This window comes from Romboutsia faecis, from assembly GCF_014323405.1.
GTDB lineage: Bacteria > Bacillota > Clostridia > Peptostreptococcales > Peptostreptococcaceae > Romboutsia_E > Romboutsia_E faecis.
Genome location: NZ_JACRWE010000006.1, coordinates 73,113 through 97,893, shown reverse-complemented (window position 1 = coordinate 97,893; position 24,781 = coordinate 73,113). Strand labels below are relative to the sequence as shown.

Genomic DNA, 24,781 nt, shown 5'->3' with positions numbered 1-24,781 from the left:
TTAGTCTTAATTACCTTAGGGTATTAGAAAAATTATATTAAAATGGAAGGAATTATAGCATGAAAAGATTATTTAAACTATTGAATTTATCAATTTGTATAGCAATGATAAGTATTTTCTTTGTAGGGTGTAGTAAAAATAATTACTCTGAAGAAATCAACTTTTTTAACTACGGAGAAAATATAGATGATGAAACTGTAAAAGAATTTGAAAAAGAATATGGTATAAAAGTTAATATTGAAACATTTGATGATATGGAAGCAATGTATCAAAAAGTCAAGGGTGGCGGTGTAAAATACGATGTTGTTTTAGTATCAGACGCTTTTATGCCAAGAATGATTAATAATAACCTTATACAAGAATTAAACAAAGATAATATACCTAACATATCTCAAATGGATGAAGAGTACTTAAACTTAGATATAGACCTAGGAAATAAGTATTCAGTTCCTTATATGTTTGGAACAGTTGGACTTATATATAATAAAGATGTAATAAAAGAAAAGGTAGATAGTTGGGATATACTATGGAATGAAAAATATAAGGGTCAAATTTTTATGTTTGATACATATAGAGATACACTAGGAGTAGCTTTAAAGAAACTAGGATATTCTTTAAATTCAACTAATGAAAAAGAAATAAAAGAAGCTGAAGAATTACTATTAAACCAAAGAAAATTAGTAGATCCAATATATGGAGTTGATAATGGAACTGTAATGATTCCAGCAGGAGAATCAGATATAAATATGATTTGGTCTGGAGAAGGTTTAAATCTTCAAGATGAATATCCTAATTTAGAATATGTAGTTCCTAAAGAAGGAGCAAACTTCTGGATTGATAGTTTATGTATACCATCTAATGCTACAAATGTAGAAGGTGCAGAAAAGTTTATCAACTTTGTAAGTGATAAAGAAAGTGCGCTAAGAATAGCTGATGAAATTGGATATACAACTCCAAATAAAGAAGCTAGATTAGAACAACCTAAAGAAGTTAGAAATAATCCTAATGCATATATGACTAAGGAAGTTATGGATAGATGTGAAATATATGTGGATTTACCTAAAGATGTAAAAAGATTATACGATGATGCATGGATAAATATAAAATCAAATAATTAATATTTTACTTATTAAAAATGTCTTGAGATGTTAGGTCTTAAGGCATTTTTTGTTTAAATAAAGAAATTTTTATATATAAATTTTCTTATTAATCTGGGTTTCATATTAAGAATGATAAAATGGATTTATTGAAAAAAATATAGAAAAATAAACTAATTTAAAAAAAGGGGAAAAATATGGGGCATATAAAATTATACAAAAATTTAAATGAATATGAAAAGAAAAGTGTATATGAATTTATGAAGCTAGAAACAGATTACATAAATTCTTTTGATGAAATAAATAAATTATATGATTCTAAGATATATGATTATGGAAATGGAGCTTTATTTTACTTTATAGATAATAAGGTAGTAGCTAATTTATGTTTAGTTCTTGAAGTTGCGAAGGTATTAAAGAGTGCATATATCCATAAAATCGTTTTAAATAAAGAAATAGTAAATATAAATGAGATTTTAGAAGAACTTATACAAAAGTCAATTTTAATAGCAAAAGGCTATAAAGTAAGTAATTTGAAATTAGGGCTAGATGAAAATACTTTTAATCACTTAAAAAGATATGGATTTAATTATGAATATAGAGCCATTGAAATGAAACTAGAAGAAACTATAAAAAAATATGAGACACTTAGCTTAAAAGAGTTAAGTCATTTTAATAAAGAAAGATACGTTGAAATATATAACGATTCTTTTAGTGATATGCCACATGGTACATTTATTGAAATAGAAGATGTAAATGAGCTTTTAGAAAATAATAAAGATAAAGAAATATATTCATTCATTGTACATGATAACGATATAGAAATTGGATTTATGGAAATAAGTATTGAAAATAATAAGGGAAAATTTGATATAGGTTTGATGAAAAATTATAGAGGAAAAGGATATGGAAATAGAATATTGGAAACTGCCATACAGTTTTTAGTAAATAAGAAAGTAAGTGAAATAGCGTTAGTTGTCATAGAGGAGAATAAATTGGCACATAAAATATATAAAAAAAGAGGATTTATAGATAATTTTGTAATTGGCTATTGGTCAAACTTAATAATATGAGATAAGTAAAAGAAATTAAGAATGTTAAAAAGGAAGAGTTAAGTTATGTAAACTTAAATACAATGGTTAATAATTTAAAAGTAGGGCAAGAAATAGAGTTCTACACTAATGCATTAATGAACACTGGAGAAAGTGTAGACTTAAAAGACTGTGAAGTTGATTATAAGATTTCAAATCCTAAAACTCTTTCAATAAAAGATGGAAAGATGATAGCTAAGAAAAAAGGAACTTCTCAAGTATTTGTAAAAGTAAAATACAAAAATAATGTTGTTATGTCTAACAAGGTAGATATAAACGTTAAATAAATTAAATGCTGAACTCATATTGAGTTCAGCATTTTTGCGTTTAATTAAAGATTATAGTATTTATATCATTGTTATTATTCAGTAGTAGTTAATTGTAGGCTTATAATGTCTATGATATTATACTAACGCAAGGTTATTTTTAGTTTAATAAAAATTAAAAAAATTTCTCAAAAATGTTAGAAAATATAAATACAATACGAATGTTTATGTGTAAGGGCTTTTACGAGGAGGTACACATTGGAAGATAAGATTATAATCAAATATATAAAAAAGAAAAAAGAAGAAGGTCTAAGATTGTTAATAGAATCTTATGGTGATTACATAAATACCATAGTAAAAAATAATCTTAAGGATTTAAATTATTATCAAGAAGAATGTATTAATGATATACTTTTATCCATTTGGAATAACATAAACAGCTATGATAAAGATAAAAATACTTTGAAGAACTGGATAGGAGTTATATCAAAATACAATACCATTGATTATAAAAGAAAATACTTAAAGTATAAATTAGATGAAAATATAAATGAAGAAATTATAATGATAGATAAAAATCTATTAAAAAAAGAAATTGAAGAAGAAATAGATGAAATACTTAGCAATTTAAAAGAGCAAGATAAAAATCTTTTTAAGATGTACTACATTGAAGAATTAGAAATAGAAGACATATCTAAAGAGATGAATATAAAGCCTTTTAATATTTATAGTAGATTGTCTAGAGGTAAGAAAAAATTAAGAGAATTATATAAAAGGTAAGGAGGATATATGAAGAATAAATATGAACTTTTCAATGATATGAGTATAAATGATGATTATGAAATACATAAACTATCACAAGATGATAAAGATAAATTATTTTATAATTTAGTTAAAGATATAAATAAAGAAAAAAAAGATAATAAAAAGACTTATAAAAAGGGGATAATAGCATCAGTAATTTGTTTATCAATTTCTGCTGCTTTACTTAGTAATGATAATGTTTTAGCATTGGTTCAAAATATAGGAAAGCAAATAGAAAGCTTTTTAGGAAAAAAAGAAGATGAGTACAACGGATACAAGGTAGAAGTTAATAAAAGTTGTGAAGATAAGGGTATAAAGGTTAGCTTATTAGAAGTATTGTTAGATGATGAAAATTTATTATTAAGTATGAATATAGATACTTCTAATTTTGATGAAAGTAAGTTAAAAAAAGGTCTATTTTCAAATAAAAATTACTACTTACCAGAAGCTACTGTGTATATTGATGGAAAGAAGTTTGTAGAAACTGGTGGAGCAACTAGATATGAAAGAAAACAAAATAATAGTCAAAACTTCTTAACTTCATTAAGTTTAGAAAATATAGATACTAATAATGATGGGAGATCTGATATAAATAATTATCATATTCTTGATAATTTAGATCCAAATAAAGATTATGATGTTAAAGTTGTTTTTGACGAAGTTGGTGTTCAAAAATATGGACTAATTCCAAGAGTTATGAATGATAAGTTTGAATTTATAAAAGGCAATTGGGAATTTGATTTTACTGTTAACGGAAAGAAGATTATTGGTGAAACTAAGGTTTTTGATATAAATAAAGAAATAAGTATAAATGATAAAGATTTTAAAGCTTTAATTAATATTGAGCAATTAAGAGTATCTCCAGTTTCAGTTAAGTTAAGCTATACAAGCAAAATTGGTGAGGGATATAGCTTTGAAAACAGAGATATAGAAATTGAGTTATTAGATCAAGATGGAAAAAGTATAAGTTATGGTGGATCTGGTAGGTATAATAAAGATGAAAATTATATGGAAAATGTACTTGAAGGAAATCTAGAAGATAATCAAAAGCTAAAGAGTATAAAGATTTTACCTTATCAATATTATAGGGAGAAAAATTCTGATAATCCTAAATATCATCACAGAATAGAGTATGAAGATAAAGCTATAATAATTGATTTAAATTAATAGGATCTAAAGTTGGAGGAAGAAATGAGCGAAGTAAAATTTACTAATAAAAGTAATATTAGAAATAAGATAAATATTGTTAAATGTATTGGGAATTTAATTTTTTTAGTTTATATAGTAGTTGTATTATCAATAACACATGTATTATATATAAAACCTAGTGACTTTACAGATATGCATATGGCACCTAATTTAGTTCCACTTGTAAATACAATAAGTGATTTTATGGTAAGTCCTCAAAGTGTGTTAAGACAAGTTGTATTAAATATTATATTTTTTATGCCATTTGGATTTTTATTTACAATGCTATATTTAAAAAAGAATAAAAAGCTTTTAAAGGTACTAATTATATCATTGGTGTTTTCAACGTGTATAGAGACTTTACAGTTTTTTGTTGGAAGGTTTATGGATATTGATGATATAATATGGAATACTTCTGGGGCAGTAATAGGTAGTATAATTTATTTTTTAATTAATAATTTAAGATGTATGAAAAAGTTAAATATGTAATGAAAAGTTTGAAATTGTTATATAATGCGAATTAAGAATAATTATGATAACATGTATATAAATAGAAATTTATTGATATGATTATTCTAACTAAATAGCAATTGTTATATAGCTAAATCGAAATGAATATAAATTAATGGGGGATAAACAAATGAAATCAAAAGGTAAAAGAATAAGTATAGTTATAGGGTTATCCTTATTAATTGTAGCAACTATAATTAAAGTTAAAGGCTTTCAATATTCAGGCATAGATAAAATAGCAATTCTTAAAACAGAAGATATTAAAGAAGTTAATGAAGAAAAAATGCAATCACAAAATACAGGAAAATCAGATGCAATAAAAGATACAGAAAGAGGTCACTTTCCTACCAATAAAAATGGTGAGACATATGGCTCAACTATAATTACTGAAGATGGAGAGTATATTGACCCAGATTTAATTGAAGCGATAGGTGAGGATAATGTTGAAGGTTATGTAAGATATGAGGATATATTTGGCCATGATAACGAATATAGCTATAAAAATCCTGAAAAAATATCTATTCCATTATACGAAACAGATGGAACTACAGTTATCGGTGAGTTTATTGTCGAGAATAAAAATATAATGGAACGCTAAATATTTTAATCAAAGTTGAATATTCATTAACGGAAAAAGGTCGAGATTTTTAACTTGTATTTATGGAAATGAAAGAATGGAAAAAAGTGATGATTCTTAGATTGAAATATGAATACTAAGAATTATCACTTTTTTATAGATTTATTTTTTATTTAACTTTAAATAAGTTTCAAGTCCTTCTTTAAGTAAACGTGCAGCTTTTGATAAGTTTTCAGAATTAAGAACATATGCAAGTCTTATTTCATCAACTCCAAGCCCAGGTGTCATATAAAAACCTTCTGCAGGACAAGGCATTACAGTTTCTCCATTTACATCAAAATCACTCAAAAGCCATTTAGTAAAATCATCTGCATTTTCAACAGGAAGCTTAGCAACTATATAAAAAGCACCAGTTGGTTTTTCGCATATAACTCCAGGAACTTTTATAAGCTCATTATATAGAACATCTCTTCTTTGTCTATACTCTTCATTAACATCTGTAAGATAAGATTTATCAGTATTATAAAGCTCTATTGCTCCTAGTTGTTCAAGAGTTGGAACAGATAATCTTGCTTGGCATAATTTAAGTATAGCTTTGATATAATCTTTATTTTTAGAAGCAACACACCCAATTCTAGCACCACAAGCACTATAACGTTTAGAAACACTATCAACTATTATTACCCTATCTTTAACTTTTTCAATGTTACCTAAACTAGTATACTCACCTTCGTAAATAAATTCTCTATAAACTTCATCTGCTATTATCCATAGATTATGCTCTATTGCAATGTCTGCTAGCATATTTATTTCTTCTTTAGTATAAACAACACCAGTTGGATTACCTGGATTAGAGAATAATATTGCTTTAGTTTTACCATCTATTTTAGACACTATTTCTTCTTTATTTGGTAAATGGAATCCATTTTCTGCAAGAGTAGTTATAGGATTTATATTAACTCCAACTGATTTTGAGAAATTATAGTAATTTGAATAAAAAGGCTCTGGTACTAAAATATTATCACCATCATCACATATTGTAAGCATTGTAAAAAGTAAAGCCTCACTACCACCATTAGTTATAATTATTTCATCATCATCAAATTTAATATTATAGTCCTCATAATACTTTCTAATAGCTTCTATAAGCTCTGGTAAACCTTCAGATAAAGAATATTCTAAAATTTCTCCTTTAAATTCTCTTATAGCTTTATAAAAACCTTGTGGAGTTTTAATATCTGGTTGTCCTATATTTAGATGATAAACTTTTTTACCACTTTTTTTAGCTTTAGCTGAAAGAGTTAACAATTCCATAATAGTTGAAGTTGGAACTGACTCTATTCTTTTTGATAAATTCATTGTGATGTCCTCCTAAATATATAGCGTATTAATTTTAGAATCTCCATATCAAAAGTATAGTATGTTAAAAAAGGTGAAAAATAATAAAAATCTATATTTAGGAGTAAAATTATGAGCAATTTAGTAAATGCAAAATGGTTAATAGATAATTTAAATAATGAAAAATTAGTTATAGTTGATTGTAGATTTAATTTGATGGATAAAGAATATGGTAAAAGAAGTTATGAAGAAGGTCATATAAAAGGTGCTAAAAGAGTTGATATAGAAAAAGATTTATCAAGTGTTGTAAAAGCTCACGGCGGAAGACATCCAATACCTTCTATAGAAGAATTAAAATCTACTTTTGAAAACATCGGCATAAATGATGATTCTATAGTTATATCTTATGATGAAGGTGACCTATCAGGTGCATCAAGATTATGGTGGATTCTAAAATACTTAGGACATGATAAAGTATATGTACTTAATGGAGGTCTAGAAGCTTATAAAGAAGAGGGGGGAGAAATATCTATAGAAGAAACTAAATCAAAAAAAGGGGATTTAACCATAAATGTTAAAGAAAATATGAAAGTAGATATGAATTATGTTAAAGAAAGAGTTAATAATGAGAAAATTGCACTTGTAGATTCTAGGGAATATCAAAGATATATAGGTGAATTTGAGCCAGTAGATAAAAAGGCAGGTCATATACCTGGTGCATTAAACTTCTTTTGGATGGACATACTAAAAAAAGTAGACGACAAATACTATTTAAAATCATCAGAAGAACTTAAAAAACAATTTAATGACTTAAATAATTATGATGAAGTTATAGTTTATTGTGGTTCTGGTATAACTGCATGTCCTAATAGCTTAGCACTAAGTGAAGCAGGAATTAATCACAAATTATATGCTGGTAGCTTTAGTGATTGGATAAGTTATGATGAAAATGAAGTAAGTATTAAGTAAACCTTCCTAAAATAGGCGTTGACTAATTCAACGCTTATTTTTATGCCTTTATAATTTAAATCTAAAAACTACTAAAATATTTTTTGGATTTTTAGTATATACATAAATGGCATTTTCTTATCAATATATAAATTAGATTATTGGAAAAAATATTATAAGGATTGCAGATCCTTATTAAAAATATAAAAATTAAATATACCTATTATATAAACAGCTAGGAGTGAAAATATGACAAAAGTGACCTTAAAAGACGTTCAAGAAGCTAAAAAAACAATAAAAGACATAGTAAAAAAAACAGATATACTTGAGAGTGTAAAATTAAGTGATATGACAAATGCAAATGTATTCTTTAAATGCGAAAATTTACAAAAAACAGGTTCTTTTAAAGTTAGAGGTGCTTGTAATAAAATAGCAAATCTTACAGAAGAAGAAAAAGCAAATGGAGTTATAGCATCTAGTGCAGGCAACCATGCTCAAGGTGTGGCATTAGGAGCAAAAATGAATGGTATAGATGCAACAATAGTAATGCCTGCAACAGCTCCTTTATCAAAAGTAACAGCAACTAAAGGTTATGGAGCAAAGGTTGTATTAGAAGGTGTAGTTTACGATGATGCTTATGCAAAAGCTGTAGAAATACAAAAAGAAACAGGAGCAACATTCTTACATCCATTTAATGATAAATATGTTATAGCGGGTCAAGGTACTATTGGTCTTGAAATATTTGAACAAATGGATCACAATGTTGATACAATATTATGTCCAATTGGTGGTGGTGGACTTATTGCTGGAGTTGCAGTAGCTGCAAAATCACTTAATCCAAATATAAAAATAGTAGGTGTACAAACTGCAAATATTCCTTCAATGCATGAATCTATCAAGCATGGTAAGGTAACAACAGCTTTTAAATCAACTACAGTTGCAGATGGTATAGCAGTTAAAACTCCTGGAGATATAACTTTTGATATAATAAAAGAATTAGTTGATGAAGTTGTTTTAGTTGAAGAGGATGAAATAGCAGAAGGTTTATTATTCTTAATGGAAAATCAAAAAGTTATATCAGAAGGTTCTGGAGCAGTTACTACTGCTGCTTTATTAAGTAAAAAATACAAACCTAAAGCAAATGAAAATGTTGTTTGTATAATATCTGGTGGTAATATAGATGTTAATACGTTAAGTAAAATAATTTTATTAGGATTAACTAAGAGTGGTAGACGTTTTACATTTTATACCAATATCAAAGCTCAACCAGGTGGTCTAGCTGAATTAAGTAAGATAATAACTGGTCTTGATGGAAATTTAATATCAGTCAACTTATCTGCAGAAGGTGTAATTGGTAAATTAGATGCTAAGATGGTTATAGAAACATTTAACCATGAGCATATAGAAAAAATTAAAAATGCTGTAAAAGAAGCTGGTTTTGAAATGGTTGAAGTGTAGACGATTATCATATCAGTTTAGAAATAAATAGTATAAAAATTAACCTTGATTTACACAATGAAAAAGTAATAATTTTTGTTGATTTATAACATAAAATTATTACTTTTTCATTAAAGTTACTAATTACTCATTCCTTGCGTAAAGCATAGATATATATAATGATGGCATAAATAGATTATCAATTCTTAGTACCAATCCTAACATAGACAATATAAAGTAAACACCACCTATAAACGAATAAAAGGCCATAGTTTTTACTCTTTAATTATAATTAATCCCTTTCATTATCTAATTCCCTTTAAGTTTAATATAAACTAATCTTTATCCTTAGTTTACTATAAATTTATATTTTGATAAATTGATTTATTGAATATTTATAAATTAACTAAGAGAGCTTTAAATTTAAAAGTGAATCTCAATTAGAAATATTTGTGAGAAAAATAAAACTAAATAGAAGGTTATGTGTAGTTATTTTAAATTTTGTGATTAATTTGAAATATTTCGAATAAAGAATTATGATTAAAGTATTTGTTATAGATATTTTATTATAATTAGAATTCTTTAGATATCATATTTTTTACCTCTTCAGTACTATGAAATTTTAAGTAAGCATTTATAAAAACTCATTTTCTTCATTACTCAATTCATAAATCTTATTATCATTTTCATTTTTAATGTACCCCTTATTATTACCAAACCACAAGTTATAATCAAATGACTTAGTAGATACTGATTCAATTTTATTATCTATAGACAATTTCATAGTATTAGTCGGTCTTCCTAGGTTTTTGGCAGTTTCAGAATTTATATCAATCCCATTTTTTCGTTTTGCAAAGCAAATTTTAGTAAGAGATTCTTTATCTTCTTTTGAAAACTTTTCATTATTATGAAAGGTAATCCCACCGATACTTCCACTTAATGTTGCACCATCAAATTGTTCATTAATTTTTATGAAAAAATTAAGTACTAAAAAGAATACTATTACAATGAATATTGATGTAGTTAATTTATTTTTATACAATTATTTTCCCCTCCTGAATAATCCTGATTTTAAGAATATATTATTTTAATCAATTAATATATGATATATTATAACAAAATATTCCATATATATGAAAAGTAAAAAATAATCTAATTTTTTTATTTGTTGAAACTTTATGTCTGACATATACAACTAATATATATAATCGATTTAAGGAGTAAAAGATGAAAAAACTAATTAGTTTAAAAATAATCAAACAGAGAAAAAAATCTAATGAATTAATAGAAAAGATTAAAAAAGGGGATAAAAAAGCATTTGAAATTCTTATTAATGACTACAAGGAGTACCTGTATAGCACGGCATATATTCACTTAAAAAATGAGCATGATGCAAAAGATGTATATCAGGAAACTATCTATCAAGCTATTATAGGTATTGATAAATTGAAACACCCAGAATATTTTAAAACCTGGATTACAAGGATTTTATTAAACAATATTAATCTTTTACATAGGAAAAATTATAAAACCAAAGATGTATTAAATGAAATAGAAATAAAGGATGATATATCTTATGATTTGATAGAAGAAAAATTAGATTTATATAACGCAATTGAACAATTAGATATTAAGTACAAAACACCTATAATACTTCAATATTTTCAAGATATGCCTATAAAAGATATTTCAAAAGTACTTGAATGTAATGAAAATACAGTGAAAACAAATATTAGAAGAGGTAAAGAAATGCTATATAAAATTCTTAAGGAGGATAAATAAATGAAAAAGTACGATATAAAAATGCCAAAAGATTTAGATGATATAACAAAGGAATCTATAGATAGAGGCATGGAAGCTAGAAGAAATATTAAGTTTAAAAAAGTATCAAAACTTGCTATTGCTAGTTGCTTGACTATAGTTACAATAAGTAGTTTATTTATTTTTAGAGAACCTGTGTATGCAAATATGAATAAATTTATATACGATATAAAGGAAGCTTTAGGCATAAGCAAAAACATAGACAACTATAAAACTACATTAAATAAAACAAATACTGATAATGGACTAAAAATTACATTAAATGAAGTTGTTTTGAATAATGATGAATTGATAGTTCACACATCATATAATTCAAAAAAGAAAATGAACTGGGATTTATTTAATTTAGATACTGAATTATATATAAATGGTGAGTTAATTTTAAGTTCTAGTGGAGGGGGATCATCTCCAATAGATGATAATAATATGGAAGAAGTTATAACATACAAATTACCTTCTGATTTAGAAGGAGATGTTGATGTGAAGTTAGTATATTCAGGTTCTAACTTTAAAAATAATGATATAGAACTTTATATTAATGATGAGAAGGTGGAAAGTAAAACAGAAAGTGTAAATGGAAAATGGGTATTTGAATTTAAAACTAATGGAGATGAATTATCAAAAGATACAAAATATATGGAAATAAACAAAACAATAGATCTTGGCAATGGAGAATCAATTACTTTAACTCATATGACTATTAATCGTATTAGTCAAAGAATTTTTTATACTAGAAAAATGAATAATTTAGAACAATATGATTATGAATTTAAATTATGTGGAGAGGATGAATCTTTTAATCATATTGATGTGTGGGGTTATAATAAAGATGAAGTAAACGGAGTATTTGAGTTTAGTGAAGATAGAGTTGATGAAAGTGCAAAAGAGTTAAATTTCACTTTATATTTTGCAAAGGTTCTTAATAATTACGAACTACAAACACTAAATTATGAACCTATAGGAGAGTTATTCGTAATAAGTTTAGATAAATTAAAAATGGATTAGATGAAAAAGTTATTTATAAAATTCGATATAAAAAGTCCAATAGTTTATATATTGGGCTTTTTAATATTAAATAAGATCTAATTTATTTAGAAATAAATACAGAATGTAATAATCAATTTATATTACCTTAGTTTAATGAAAACATTTTATAATTGGATATTTTATATAATACAATCAAAGTTTAAAATTGTTATATAATACCAAGTGAAATAAATCTCTAAAAAGGTTGAACTTTCAACTTAAATGATATATTATAAAGTTATAGTTGAAAGTTCAACTATAACTTTTTTTAGGAGGCATAAATATGAAAGAGTTAGATTATAAAGTATTAAGATATGTGGGAGCATTATCTCGTGCTATAAACTCAACAGCTGATACAAAGTATAAAGAATTTAATTTGCAAAAAGGTCAGTACTTATTTATAACAAGGGTTTGTGAAAATCCTGGTATAAACTTTATAGAGTTATCAAATATGTTAAAAGTTGATAAAACAACTACTACAAAAGCTGTAAAGAAGCTTATTGAAATTGGTTATATAAATAAAGAACAGGATGAAAACTACAAAAGATCATATAAATTAACGCCAACTGAAAAAGCTTTAGAAATATATGAAAAAATAATAAAAGAAGAGGCTAAACAGTTGGAGATAAGTTTTCGAGGATTTAGTGAAGAGCAAAAAAAATTATGTACAGACTTAGTTGAAAAAATGAGTAAAAATATTGAGGATTATTGGCTTGATGTTAAGAATAAATAGTTAAGGAGAGATTATGAAGAAAATAATGAGTATTATATTTAGATTACTACTTGGATTTATATGTTGTGCATTTGGAACTGTAATGGCTATTCAGTCTAACTTGGGGCTAAGTCCATGGGATGTATTCCATCAAGGTTTATCAAATATAACAGGATTAACTATTGGTCAAGCAAGTATAATAGTAGGATTAATCGTAGTAACTACAACCTTATTATTAAAGTTAGAAATAGGTCTGGGAACCATAGCAAATATGATAATAATTGGATTTTTTATAGATTTAATAATTTATATAGATATTATTCCTTTAAGTTCAACTTTATTTTCAGGAGTATTAATGTTAATTGGAAGTTTAGTTATGATGGCTATAGGAAGTTATTTTTATATAAGTTGCAAAATGGGATGTGGACCAAGGGATGGATTAATGGTTGTTCTAGTTAGAGTAACAGGTAAATCTGTGGGAGTGATTAGATTTTTTATAGAGTTATCAGTTTTAATTGTAGGTTGGTTGCTCGGAGGAAAAGTTGGTATAGGAACATTAATTACTGTTATGACAGTTGGCTCTTGTGTTCAATTAGTATTCAAAATATTTAAATTTGATGTAAAAAAAGTAAGACATAAAAATTTAAAAGAAAGTTTTGTATTTTTAAACAAGTATATAAATAATTAAGGAGAAAAGAGATGGAATTTAGAAAATCAGTAAAATCAGATATACCTAAAATAATGGTTATTATTAAGCAAGCACAAGCTTATTTTAAAGAGCAAAATATAGACCAGTGGCAAAATGGATATCCTAATGAGGAAGTAATAAATAATGATATAGAAAAAGAAGAAAGTTATGTAATGATAAAAGATAATGAAATACTTGCAACAACAGTAATTTCTTTTGATAAGGAATCATCTTACAAAAATATAATTGATGGAAAATGGCTTACAAATGAAGATTATGGTGTAATTCATAGAGTAGCTGTAGATAGTAATTATAAAGGCTTAGGTCTTTCTCATAAAATAATAAAATATACAGAAAAGGTTTGTTTAGAACATGGAATTCATAGTATAAAAGTGGATACTCATGAAGAAAACATTCCTATGCAAAGTCTACTTAAGAAAAATGGATTTGAATATTGTGGACTTATTTATTTGGAAGATGGAGGCAAAAGGGTAGCTTTCGAGAAGAATTTTTAGTATTAAAATGAAAATATTAGAGAAGCATATTATATAACTATAAATAAATGTAATATTTAATTTATGATAACATTAGATAAAGTTTATATGCACTACTTCGAATCAAATTATATAAAAATAGCCAGATATGTTGGTACTATCAAATGTCTAGCTATTTTTACTTTATATTTATCACATAATTATCTAACATAGCTTAATTATTAAGAAAAAATAAGACTAATAAAGCAAAGATATATATTTTTTACTATATTAAGGGAATCATAATATATAGAAAATAAATATATATGGAGGAAGTAGCATGGAAAATAACATGGCAATAGAATATCCTATGTTTTGCTAGCAATGTGAGCAAGCAGTAGGAGGAAAAGGCTGTACTAAGATGGGTGTATGTGGTAAAACACCAGAAATAGCAGCACTTCAAGATTTACTTATATATCAAATAAAAGGTATAAGTTGTTATGCAAAAGAACTACTTGAAAAAGGAGAAAGTATAGATAAAGATATAATTAGCTTTATAGAAAATAGTTTATTTACAACATTAACCCATGTCATGGATATCCAGAGTTAAAAAAATACTCTCACTTAGTAGGAAATTTTGGTGGAGCATGGCAAGATCAACAAAAAGAGTTTGATGATATACCTGGATGTATACTTATGACTACAAACTGTCTTATGAGACCTAGAGAAACTTACAAAGATAGAATATTTACAACAAGTGTAGTTTGATGGGATGGAGTTAAGTATATTGGCAAAGGTGAAGATGGTAAAAAAGATTTTAGCGAAATAATAAATAAAGCATTAGAACTTGGTGGATTTGAAGAAGATGAAGAACCACATGAAATATTAGTTGGATTTGGTCATCATGCAACTTTAAGTCATGCAGATACAATTGTTAGTGCAGTAAAGGATGGAAAAATAAGACACTTCTTCTTAATAGGAGGATGCGACGGGGCTAGACCAGGTAGAAATTATTACACAGAGTTTGCTAAAAAAGTTCCTAAGGATTGTGTAATACTTACATTAGCTTGTGGTAAATATAGATTTAATAAATTAGACTTTGGCGAAGTTGCAGGACTTCCTAGACTTTTAGATGTAGGACAATGTAATGACTGTTATTCAGCTGTTAGAATTGCAACTGCACTTGCAGATGCTTTTGATACTGATGTTAATGGTATATAAAGTATAAATAAAATTCATATCCAGAGTTTCTTGCTTCATCTATAACATCATCAAGTATATCAGCATTAGTTTTAGATATAGCATGTAACAATAATATAGAACCGTCATGAAGATGACATAATATATGTTTTTTAGCATATTCATGTGAAGGCTGATTATTAGGCTCATAATCTCCATAAGCAAAACTCCAAAATACAGTTTTATAACCTAAATCTTTAGTCATAGCTAAGCTTTTTTCTGAATACTGTCCCATAGGAGGTCTAAAAAATTTAGGCATATTCTCACCTGTTAATTCTTTAAATCTATCTTCAACATCACTAAGCTCCTTATTAAAAACTTCACTAGAATAAGTAACACTTGGCATAGAGTAGTGATGTTTAGTATGATTGGCTACAATATGACCTTCAGCTACCATTCTTTTTACAGTATCAGGAGAATAAGCAATATAATGTGAAGTAACAAAGAAAATAGCCTTAACATTCTTTTCTTTTAAGACATCTAAAATTTGCTCAGTATATCCATTTTCATAACCTTCATCAAATGTTAAATATAAGCTCTTATTTTCAGGTGATTTAGGACCATTATAAATAGCATCGTAATCACTTAGCTTAAAGTTTAACTTATCATTAACTTCAGGTGTCATAAATTTATCATTGGGAATAAAAAACCAGTTTATGCAAGTATTATCCAAATAAGTAGAATTACTTTTTAATCCTTTATTATTTACACTGGCAGTAGCAAAATCAGACAATGAAATACATAAAAATAATATAATTAAAAGTGAAGTTAATTTTCTCAAAAAAGCACCTTCTTTGTTTAAATTTAAATACTTATATCAATTATGATTCCAATCAATAATCAGATTATAAGTGGAAAATTATTAATAACTAATACATTTTGATATATAAGTTTTAATTTCACTATAATAAAATCTTATAAAGTAAAAACTCATGTAAGAAAAACTTTTTATCATAAATTTATAACATAGATTAAAAGAAGTGAAGAAGTATTATTGATAATATGTACTTATAAACAAATATTACTAAAAGGGGTTCAGAGAATATGTATAAACAATATATAGAAAACATTAGAAGTACTAATGATTTACAAAATGTAATAAGTTATTATTATCCAAATCAACTAAAGAAAAACAAAATGAACTGTCCATTTCACAAAGAAAGTAGTCCAAGCTTTTCTATAACTAATAAAGGAAATGGTGCATTTTATAAATGCTTTGGATGTGGTGAAGGGGGAAATGTAATAAACTTTATACAAAAAGTAGAAGACATTAATTTTATAGAAGCTTTAAAAAAAGCATATGAAATATTAGGTAGACCATTAGAATTACCAAAACAAGAAAAAAGAAATTTAAGTGTTACAAATAAAAATAAAGCAATAGAATACTATGAAGAAAAATCTAAAAAAGCTCTAGAAGAAGGAGATATAGATAAAGCTTTTGAAATGAGCTGTGAAGCAGATAGAGAAAAGGAAAGAAATTATTATATAAAATTCCCAAAACTAGATAATAAAAATAAACCACAAAAAGTATGGGAAAACCTTGAGGCTATTTTAAAAGAAAATAAAATTATTGCTTATTATAACGAAATAACTAAAGAAATAGAGATAGAAGGATTAAATATAGACAATTTTGAAAGTCAGATAATAGATATACACTCACTTTCTATAACTCATGGTCTTAATTTAAGTATAGAAAAAATAGGAAAATTTGTAACTAGAATAGGTATGGGTTATTCTATTAATCCAGTGAAAGATTATCTACTAAATTGCTTAGATGACTATGAAGGTGGTAAACATTACATAAAAAATCTGTGTGATGCTTTAATAACTCCAAAATGTTTTGATCAAAAACTAAAAGAAACCTTAATAAAAAAGTGGCTTTTAAATACAGCATCAATCGTATTTAATGATGGAACTTCTAATATAGAAGGAGTATTAACTTTACAAGGTAAACAAGGAATAGGAAAGACAAGGCTCATAAGAAAACTTGTGCCAATGTATGTAAAAACAGGTCTAGAACTAGATCCAAGTGATAAGGATAAAATAAATCAATGTATAAAATACTGGGTAGTTGAACTTGGGGAATTAGATTCAACACTTAAAAAAGATATAGCTAAAATAAAAGCATTTATAACAGAGCAAGTAGATGAATTTAGAAAACCTTATCAAGCAGCACCTATGAGATATCCTAGAAAAACATCTTTTTATGCAACTGTTAATAATGAAGCGTTTCTAAAGGATGAAACTGGTAATAGAAGATATTGGGTTATACCTGTTGAGAAAATAGATTTTGATATTATAGATAAAATTGATATAGAAAAGTTGTGGGGAGAGGTTATGTACTTAAAAGAATATAGTGAAATGAACACTTACTTAGAAGATTGGGAGTTAGAAATGTTAAATCAAAGTAATAAGGGATTTAAGGTATCAGGATATGTTGATATAGCAGTAGCTAATGATTTAGACTGGTCAGTAGATAAGAAAAATTGGACCTGGAAGAGTTCTGATGAATTAGCTTATAAATTGAAAATTAATAATACAAAAATGCTAAAAAGTGTAATGGAAAACTACGGTGCAATTTATAAGAAAACAAGTAGCAAAAGAGGATATATATGTCCTCCTTATAAATCTTTCTTTGACGTTAATTAGTATTAGATATACGTCACTTCATGACAGGCGTCATAAGTTTAATAGAAAAAATAGATAGATTAAGTTAAAAAGTATGATACTATGGCAGCAAATGGCATCGAAATGACTTCACATTTTAAGGGGCGATACATTGATAGGTATAAGAATTTCCAACGGATATAAATAATAATGACATAAATGACATAATAGATTATAGAGGGTAAAAATTTTATGTATTTATTAGTATTTACTAAATATACGTCATTAGGTGGAAGTGTCTAAAATCATAACAAATTGTTATGTTATATAACTTAATTATAATATATACCCATATAAAACAGAAGGGTATACAGAAGTCAGTTAAAACAAAGAAGAAAGAATACATTTAAAATATAATGCTATAAAGTAATACTTATGAGCTGTATAGAATTTATTCTAATAAGAGGATTTCTGATGTGAAATAGGCGATATATGTCAATAAATGTAGCAAATTGTATTAATGGCACATATATTATACTGATAACTAGTATATTTTAGTTATTAATATAATAATAAAGGAGAGATATAATGGATTCTTTAAAAAATCAATCAGATAGAGGTTATGAATATTATAAGCAAAATAAAAAAAGAAGATCAAGCGTATCAGGTAGCGGATCAAGCGTATCAGGTAGTGGATCAAGCGTATCAGGTAGTGGATCAAGCGTATCACAAAGTGGATCATACAGTAGACCATATAGTGAATAATTTATAAAGAATAGATGAAATGTCACACTAGGAGGAGATAGTATAGACAAATATTGTATGCCTGGTGAAAATATAAAAGGTTACACTATTATAAGTATAATAGGAGAAGGTAGATATGGAATAGTCTATCTATGTAAAAAGGATACAAATAAAAAGTATGTAATAAAACAATTAAAGAAAGAAATGATGGAGAAAAGCAGAAAAAAATTATTTTATGAAGAGGAAATAATGAAATCTTTAGATGATAAAAAGTTTCCTAAGTTTATAGAAAAATTTAACTATAATAATACACAATATTATGTAATTGAGTTTATTGAAGGAAAAGACTTTTATGAGATATTATCCTTTGATGGATATGAATTTTCAAGGAATGAAATATATGATATTGCAGAAAAGATTTTAAATATTATCGTAGCTCTTCAAGAAAAAAATATAGTTCATAGAGATATTAGGATTCCAAATGTAATAATGACTGAAAAAAAAGATTTAGTACTAATTGATTTTGGGCTAGCTAGATATATAGACAATGAGAGATACAAAAAAGAAATAGATTATTGGTATATGGCAGATTTTCTGTTGCATCTGTATTATTCATCTTATGATGATGAAAATGTTGAATTAGAAGATCAGCCATGGTATGAAGAACTAGATCTGAAGAAAGAAGAATTATTTTTTTTGAAAAGATTAATGGGAATGGAAAAACCATATGAAAATACAGACGAAATAATGACAGATCTTTTTAAGATTAAAAATATAACTCTGTAGATAAAATAATAAACCATATAGCTTTAAATTTTAAAGTTATATGGTTTATTATTAATAATTTATAATAAGGAGGTGTCTTATTATAAGAAACGTTATTAAAATACTAAACATATATGAAGATACATTTAGAGTAAATAAGTACTCTAAAAAACCATTTAGAATGATTGGACTAATAGATGTAGACATGGAATTTTATTATGGCATAGAGAGAGTTACCTTAGCTTTTTACAGATCTTCTGGAACAAATAATAATAAGATTAAAGGTTTATGGTATCCTATTGCAGGAATAAAAATTAAAGAAGGAGAATTTACAGAATTTAGTGAGTATATAAATTATGTTCTTTATAATACTACCTTAGATGGTAGAGCAGTAAAAGGTTGGCTTGCAAAATCAATATTCTTTGGTAAACAGGATGAGGATTGGCAAATACCAGGTTTTTCAAATACTGAACATTATGAACCACTTTACTTCATAGGTAAGACTTTACGGAATCTTTATGATACAAAAAATTATAACCTAATGAAAGACTTAAATGCTATGGAAGTAAACAGGGTCTTATCATTAACAGAAAAATATCGTGGAAATAATCATACACAAAGAGAAAATTTTGAAAGATTTATTGAAGATATATTTCTAGAGTACAGATACTAAGGATATATGATAAAGCTTAATCTATATACTAAAAAATAAATATATAATTTGAACTATCATATAGGAGTTAATTTATGATAGTTTAAATTATATATTTATATAAAAGTTAGCGGATTATAGAATAATTGAAGAATTTGAATAAAATCTACTTAAATTTTGTTTAATTCTAATATTTAATCTATATACTACAATTATTAAAATAAAGAAAAAATAAGAAACTTGGTGATTTTAATAAAAGTATAAAATATTGAATTTACCTAATTTTAAAAGGATGGGACAATAAGTCCCACCCTTACTTTCGTTTACTTAAAATTAACTAAAGGGGTATGTAAAAGTAATTTCATGTCATTTTTAATAGTAAAATAGATAAGATAAGTGAGAAGTTATGATACAATGGTAGGGACAGCATATAGTTGAAACTCATATGATAAATCTTGCTTTATATTAATGAAAAAAGAGAAGCTTATGATTTTATATCTAATTAACTAAATAACAGAAACGTGTAGATGAATTTAAATTTAATTTAAAGAAAAAGAATAAAATTTAACTGTAACACATGGTGTGAAAATAATAAGGGGGGGAAGTTGATGAAAGTACATGAGATTAAAGTAAAATCGTATCTTTTAAAAGATATACATGTAGATAATATTCAAAATGAAATATGCAAGATTATAGACCAATCTTTGGCAAAAAATACTAAATGGTTAAATTTTCATAAAAGTAATATGTTTAAGAATTACTGTTTTGATTCAATGTATCCAATAGAAAAAGATAAACTTTATAAGTGTGGGAATATATATACATTTACTATTAGAAGTATAGATAAGGAACTAGCAAATTATTTTAATGAAGTGCTAGCTCATGAATATAGTGACTCAATAAAATGTCTAACAACAGAAATAAGAATAATTCCTAAAAAATTTATAGAAAAAATATATTCATTGACACCTGTGATTATTAAGGATAGTACAGGGTACTGGAGAGAAAATATATATTTTGATGACTTTGAAAGGAAATTAAAAGAAAACGCTATCAAGAAGTACAACCAAATAAATCAAATCAAAATAGATGAAGATTTTGAGCTGTACACATCAATTGAGTTTAAGAATAAAAAGCCATACGCTGTAAGTTATAAGAATATAAAACTTCTAGGAGATAAAGTATCTTTAAATATTTCAGATAATGAGATAGCTCAAGAGATATCATATATGTTACTAGGAACAGGTGTAGGAGAAAATAATGGCAGAGGGGCTGGATTTATGGGATATAGATGGATATAAGGGGGTGAGGATGTGTTACATGATTGTATTGAAGTTTTTGAAAAACAATTAAAAGTTAGTGGAGATAAGTTGATTATTGACACATATGTACCAGCAGATGGTACTTATATAATAGTATCTTTAATAGATGGAAAATTCTCTATAAAGGAATTTTTTGATATAAAATACAACAAAAAATTAGGTGAGTTAGAAGGTAGAGCGAATATTTATTTTGAAGATATTTGCAACTATGATTACAATAGTAAACTTATTGATATGAATAAACCAATAGATAGTAAAAAGATTATTCATAGCAATAATTATTTATCATTTTTTATAAAAAAAGAAAGCTTAAGCAATGAAAAACTAACTCAAGATATTATTGATAATTACTATAAAATACTATCTAATCCATATCTTAAATATACTAAACCTAAAGCAAAAGAAATTTATAAGTATGTTGAAGCTGATTTAGAATATATAGACCAGGATTTATTAAATAAAATAAAAGAATGGATAAAGCTTAATATATTTAATCTAGAAGAGTTAGGTATAAAAATTACAGGAAAAGATTATCTTAAGGTATTTTTTGAATTACCTATAGAAAAATATCAAACTGAGGGAAGGAGGTATTTGATTCCGAATATATACAATAGTAATGATTTTAATGAAAAACTTGAAGAAATACTTTATGGTTTGCCAAATGACAATATAAATTTAAATTCTAAGAAACCATATTTAGAAAATAAAACAAGAAAAGTAAAAGTACCTTATTTAGTTAATGAAAAGCAAGTAATATTACAGAAAAAGTTTTTTGATTACCTAATGGCTCAATGTTCAAAAGGGAATGTAAATATTTATATTGATGAAGAGAAAGTTAGGTCATACAAAAATGGAGAAATGCCTGATTCAGATTTTAATGGAATGTATATGAGAATTAAAAAGGGAAAAGAAGTTGAGATACATAGTTATGACATAGTAACTTCTTATAAATTTAAATTAGATAAGCCATTTAAATTTTTTAATGTATTAGAGTTAGGTGAAAAAGCAATTTTCGACGAAAATTATGGAGTTTGTAATGATAAGAAAATACTACAAGAAATTATAAATAACACATTATTTTCAAAATACCTGGTAAATAACTATTATACAGAATCCAAAGATATATCAATTAAGGACAATATTATAAAGCGAAATCTACTAATTTCAAGAGAATCTATATTTGACTGGATATACAAAGGTAATGAAAAAGGAATATATGAGATTTTAAATAAGACATCACTAGATTTAATTAAAAACTCAATAAAAAATGGTTACATAGTAAAAGCATCACATCAATATAACTTAAAATGTTCACTGGAAAGTTATTTTAAAGGAGGTAAGAGTATGGGGGATATTGTATATGAACTTAAAAATAATCTTAGAGAGAAAATAAATTCAGGAAATACAGAGAGTTTTTCATCTGATGAACAGTACTACTTTGCAATAGGCCAATTTGTGAATTATTTATTATCTAAAAGTAAAGGTAAAAATAAGCCACATTCATTAGCAAATCCATTTATAAATGCAAAGAGCAATACAGTAATAAAAGAGAAATTAAGAAATTTATACAAAAGATATAATTATGATATAGATATGTATAGTAAAAGAGTAAAGAACATATATGGAATGATAGTATCATATGAACCAGAAAAAAAAGTAGATCAAGATATGATTATAGCAGGATATTTACATAGCAACTTAATTTATGAAAGTAATAAGAAGGGGGACTAAAGATGAATAAAAGAGTATATGGAGTAATTGGAATATTATCAAAAATGTCAAACTGGAATGCTGATTTTACAGGATATCCGAAGACAACATCTGATGGAGATACTTTTGGTAGTGATAAAGCACTTAAATACCCAATGAAAAAAATGTGGGAAAATCAAGGGGAAAAAATATTATATATAAAATCAATGAAATTGTCAGAAAGCAAAGGTACAGTATCTTTAGTACCACGCTCATTAAAAGAGAGATATGAACATTTATTTAATGTTGAAGATTTAAAAGATTGTAAAGATAGCAAAGAAGTTTTAATTAATTTATTTAATGCACTAGATGTAAAGAATTTTGGGGCTACATTTGCAGAGTCAAAAAATAATATTTCTATTACAGGAGCAGTTCAAATTGGACAAGGTTTTAATAAGTATGATGGTACTAATCCTGAAGAGCAACAAATATTATCTCCTTTTAGAGATGGTTCAAAGGAAAGTGCTGATTCAGAAGAAGCTAAAAATTCAACACTGGGAACAAAGATAGTGAGTAATGAAGCTCATTATTTCTATCCATTTACAATAAATCCTATGGCATACAATGAATATAAAGAATTAGGTGTTACAGATGGATACACACAAGAGGATTATGAGAGATTTAAACAAGCAGCTTTAGTTTCAGCGACATCATTTGCAACAAATTCAAAGGTAGGTTGTGAAAATGAGTTTGCATTGTTTGTTGAAACAGAAAAGGATTTATATCTTCCTAATTTATCTGAATTTATAAGATTTACTAAAGATGAAAAAAATGTAATTGAAATAAATTGTGATAAATTAATTAATTCATTAAAAGATAGAATTAAAAATGTTGAAATTTACTATAATCCATACACAACTATTATAAAAACTAATATAGAGGGAGCTAAAAAATTAAATATATTTACACAAAAAGAGGTATAAAACATGAAGGCATTAAAGTTTAAATTATCAGGGGAAACAGCATTTTTTAAAAAGCCTGATGTTAACTCATATTTGTATTTTACATATGGAAATATTCATAAAGTAGCATTACTTGGAATATTTGGAGCAATACTTGGATATGGTGGATACAACCAACATAGATACAAGCTAGATAATATAAAAGACTATAAAGAAGATTATCCAGAGTTTTATAATAAATTGAATACTGTAAAGGTTGCAATAGAGCCTCTAAATGATAAAGCATTTACTCCTAAAAAAATACAGGTATTTAATAATTCAGTTGGATATGCATCACAAGAAATAGGTGGGAATCTTATAGTAAAAGAGCAATGGCTAGAAAATCCTAAGTGGAATATATATGTTCTTTTAGATAACGAAGAAGCAGATAAAATATGCGAATATATATTAAACTATAAAGCTATTTACCAACCTTATTTAGGTAAAAATGACCATTATGCTAATATATCAAATATTAAAGTATATGATGTAAAAGAAGCTTTAGAGTCAGATACTGAAAGAGTTCACTCACTGTGTCCAAGAAATTGTGTAAGTTTTGATATGGATGAGGATGATGAAGGAGAAGAAGATTTATTTAAGTATAGTGAAAAACTGCCTATATCCTTAAATAAAGTTACTAATATGTATGAATTAGAAAGTTTTGTATATAGCAATATGTATGTAGAATCTATTAATAGCGATAAATTATATAATATAGATGGAAAAAATATAGTGTTCTTTTAAATTGGAGGTGAAATACCCTCCTTATTTTTTGGGAGGAATATA

The 24,781-nt window shown here is 25.9% G+C and carries 26 protein-coding genes and 1 pseudogene; 24 read left to right on the top strand and 3 right to left on the bottom strand.

Features of this window, described 5'->3' with window-relative positions; all coding sequences use genetic code 11:
- Positions 1-59 precede the first annotated feature (59 nt).
- The 7 genes from H8923_RS13065 (at position 60) to H8923_RS13035 (ending at position 5,554) form a co-directional block, all read left to right on the top strand.
- Entirely contained in the window at positions 60-1,118 is a 1,059-nt protein-coding gene (locus H8923_RS13065; RefSeq protein ID WP_153972353.1) for an ABC transporter substrate-binding protein, read from the top strand.
- Positions 1,119-1,294: 176 nt separating this feature from the next.
- Positions 1,295-2,170 carry a GNAT family N-acetyltransferase gene (locus tag H8923_RS13060; protein ID WP_153972354.1) on the top strand — a complete coding sequence of 292 codons (876 nt, stop codon included), beginning with the start codon at positions 1,295-1,297 and terminating at the stop codon, positions 2,168-2,170.
- Between the two features lie 62 nt (positions 2,171-2,232).
- A complete protein-coding gene (locus H8923_RS13055) occupies positions 2,233-2,475 on the top strand; it encodes a hypothetical protein (RefSeq protein ID WP_153972355.1) in 243 nt (80 codons plus the stop codon).
- 237 nt (positions 2,476-2,712) lie between these two features.
- Positions 2,713-3,234: a sigma-70 family RNA polymerase sigma factor gene (locus H8923_RS13050; RefSeq protein ID WP_153972356.1), complete on the top strand. Its 522-nt coding sequence runs from the start codon at positions 2,713-2,715 to the stop codon at positions 3,232-3,234.
- A 9-nt stretch (positions 3,235-3,243) separates the two neighbouring features.
- Entirely contained in the window at positions 3,244-4,425 is a 1,182-nt protein-coding gene (locus H8923_RS13045) for a DUF4179 domain-containing protein (RefSeq protein ID WP_153972357.1), read from the top strand.
- 24 nt (positions 4,426-4,449) lie between these two features.
- Positions 4,450-4,935 (top strand): VanZ family protein, encoded by a 486-nt coding sequence (locus H8923_RS13040; RefSeq protein WP_153972358.1) that lies wholly within the window; start codon positions 4,450-4,452, stop codon positions 4,933-4,935.
- A 151-nt stretch (positions 4,936-5,086) separates the two neighbouring features.
- Positions 5,087-5,554 (top strand): hypothetical protein, encoded by a 468-nt coding sequence (locus tag H8923_RS13035; RefSeq protein ID WP_153972359.1) that lies wholly within the window; start codon positions 5,087-5,089, stop codon positions 5,552-5,554.
- A 141-nt stretch (positions 5,555-5,695) separates the two neighbouring features.
- On the opposite strand, the gene H8923_RS13030 is transcribed toward H8923_RS13035, so the two are convergent.
- A complete protein-coding gene (locus tag H8923_RS13030) occupies positions 5,696-6,892 on the bottom strand; it encodes a pyridoxal phosphate-dependent aminotransferase (RefSeq protein WP_153972360.1) in 1,197 nt (398 codons plus the stop codon).
- 111 nt (positions 6,893-7,003) lie between these two features.
- Between H8923_RS13030 and H8923_RS13025 the strand changes: the two genes are divergently transcribed.
- Together H8923_RS13025 and ilvA are read left to right on the top strand one after the other, a co-directional pair.
- Positions 7,004-7,840 (top strand): sulfurtransferase, encoded by an 837-nt coding sequence (locus tag H8923_RS13025; RefSeq protein ID WP_153972361.1) that lies wholly within the window; start codon positions 7,004-7,006, stop codon positions 7,838-7,840.
- 228 nt (positions 7,841-8,068) lie between these two features.
- Entirely contained in the window at positions 8,069-9,277 is a 1,209-nt protein-coding gene (ilvA, locus tag H8923_RS13020; protein ID WP_153972362.1) for a threonine ammonia-lyase, read from the top strand.
- A 613-nt stretch (positions 9,278-9,890) separates the two neighbouring features.
- Here ilvA and H8923_RS13015 read toward each other — a convergent pair.
- Entirely contained in the window at positions 9,891-10,298 is a 408-nt protein-coding gene (locus H8923_RS13015; RefSeq protein WP_153972363.1) for a hypothetical protein, read from the bottom strand.
- Positions 10,299-10,483: 185 nt separating this feature from the next.
- Here H8923_RS13015 and H8923_RS13010 point away from each other — a divergent pair, with 185 nt between their 5' ends.
- The 7 genes and pseudogenes from H8923_RS13010 (at position 10,484) to hcp (ending at position 15,197) form a co-directional block, all read left to right on the top strand.
- Positions 10,484-11,038: a sigma-70 family RNA polymerase sigma factor gene (locus H8923_RS13010; protein ID WP_153972364.1), complete on the top strand. Its 555-nt coding sequence runs from the start codon at positions 10,484-10,486 to the stop codon at positions 11,036-11,038.
- On the top strand, positions 11,039-12,082 hold the full coding sequence (locus tag H8923_RS13005; RefSeq protein ID WP_153972365.1) for a DUF4179 domain-containing protein: 1,044 nt from the start codon (positions 11,039-11,041) through the stop codon (positions 12,080-12,082). It abuts the gene before it with no gap.
- A 304-nt stretch (positions 12,083-12,386) separates the two neighbouring features.
- Positions 12,387-12,836, top strand: coding sequence for a MarR family winged helix-turn-helix transcriptional regulator (locus H8923_RS13000; protein ID WP_153972366.1), 450 nt, complete (start codon positions 12,387-12,389; stop codon positions 12,834-12,836).
- Positions 12,837-12,849: 13 nt separating this feature from the next.
- Complete coding sequence (locus H8923_RS12995; RefSeq protein WP_153972367.1) at positions 12,850-13,503, top strand: YczE/YyaS/YitT family protein; 654 nt, start codon at positions 12,850-12,852, stop codon at positions 13,501-13,503.
- Positions 13,504-13,514: 11 nt separating this feature from the next.
- Positions 13,515-14,018: a GNAT family N-acetyltransferase gene (locus H8923_RS12990; protein ID WP_153972368.1), complete on the top strand. Its 504-nt coding sequence runs from the start codon at positions 13,515-13,517 to the stop codon at positions 14,016-14,018.
- A gap of 379 nt (positions 14,019-14,397) precedes the next feature.
- Entirely contained in the window at positions 14,398-14,586 is a 189-nt protein-coding gene (locus H8923_RS17700; RefSeq protein ID WP_334298849.1) for a hypothetical protein, read from the top strand.
- Positions 14,547-15,197, top strand: a pseudogene (gene hcp / locus H8923_RS17765) (hydroxylamine reductase). Before H8923_RS17700 ends, hcp begins: the two are co-directional and overlap by 40 nt.
- On the opposite strand, the gene H8923_RS12980 reads toward hcp, so the two are convergent.
- Positions 15,184-15,996 (bottom strand): delta-lactam-biosynthetic de-N-acetylase, encoded by an 813-nt coding sequence (locus H8923_RS12980; RefSeq protein ID WP_153972369.1) that lies wholly within the window; start codon positions 15,994-15,996, stop codon positions 15,184-15,186. The pseudogene hcp and the gene H8923_RS12980 overlap by 14 nt on opposite strands.
- Before the next feature lie 263 nt (positions 15,997-16,259).
- Here H8923_RS12980 and H8923_RS12975 point away from each other — a divergent pair, with 263 nt between their 5' ends.
- The 8 genes from H8923_RS12975 to cas5b all read left to right on the top strand — a co-directional run bounded on the left by H8923_RS12975 (position 16,260) and on the right by cas5b (position 24,739).
- Positions 16,260-17,864 (top strand): VapE domain-containing protein, encoded by a 1,605-nt coding sequence (locus H8923_RS12975; protein WP_153972370.1) that lies wholly within the window; start codon positions 16,260-16,262, stop codon positions 17,862-17,864.
- A 546-nt stretch (positions 17,865-18,410) separates the two neighbouring features.
- Positions 18,411-18,587 carry a hypothetical protein gene (locus tag H8923_RS12970; protein ID WP_153972371.1) on the top strand — a complete coding sequence of 59 codons (177 nt, stop codon included), beginning with the start codon at positions 18,411-18,413 and terminating at the stop codon, positions 18,585-18,587.
- Between the two features lie 57 nt (positions 18,588-18,644).
- Positions 18,645-19,352 (top strand): protein kinase domain-containing protein, encoded by a 708-nt coding sequence (locus tag H8923_RS12965; protein WP_153972372.1) that lies wholly within the window; start codon positions 18,645-18,647, stop codon positions 19,350-19,352.
- A gap of 184 nt (positions 19,353-19,536) precedes the next feature.
- On the top strand, positions 19,537-20,004 hold the full coding sequence (locus H8923_RS12960; RefSeq protein ID WP_243239225.1) for a hypothetical protein: 468 nt from the start codon (positions 19,537-19,539) through the stop codon (positions 20,002-20,004).
- Positions 20,005-20,591: 587 nt separating this feature from the next.
- Entirely contained in the window at positions 20,592-21,284 is a 693-nt protein-coding gene (gene cas6, locus H8923_RS12955) for a CRISPR-associated endoribonuclease Cas6 (protein WP_153972374.1), read from the top strand.
- Between the two features lie 12 nt (positions 21,285-21,296).
- Positions 21,297-23,036 carry a type I-B CRISPR-associated protein Cas8b/Csh1 gene (cas8b, locus tag H8923_RS12950; protein ID WP_187127946.1) on the top strand — a complete coding sequence of 580 codons (1,740 nt, stop codon included), beginning with the start codon at positions 21,297-21,299 and terminating at the stop codon, positions 23,034-23,036.
- A 2-nt stretch (positions 23,037-23,038) separates the two neighbouring features.
- Entirely contained in the window at positions 23,039-23,977 is a 939-nt protein-coding gene (locus H8923_RS12945; RefSeq protein ID WP_153972375.1) for a type I CRISPR-associated protein Cas7, read from the top strand.
- 3 nt (positions 23,978-23,980) lie between these two features.
- The gene (gene cas5b, locus H8923_RS12940) at positions 23,981-24,739 is read left to right on the top strand and encodes a type I-B CRISPR-associated protein Cas5b (protein WP_153972376.1); all 759 of its coding nucleotides are present in this window, start codon (positions 23,981-23,983) and stop codon (positions 24,737-24,739) included.
- Positions 24,740-24,781: the final 42 nt, after the last annotated feature.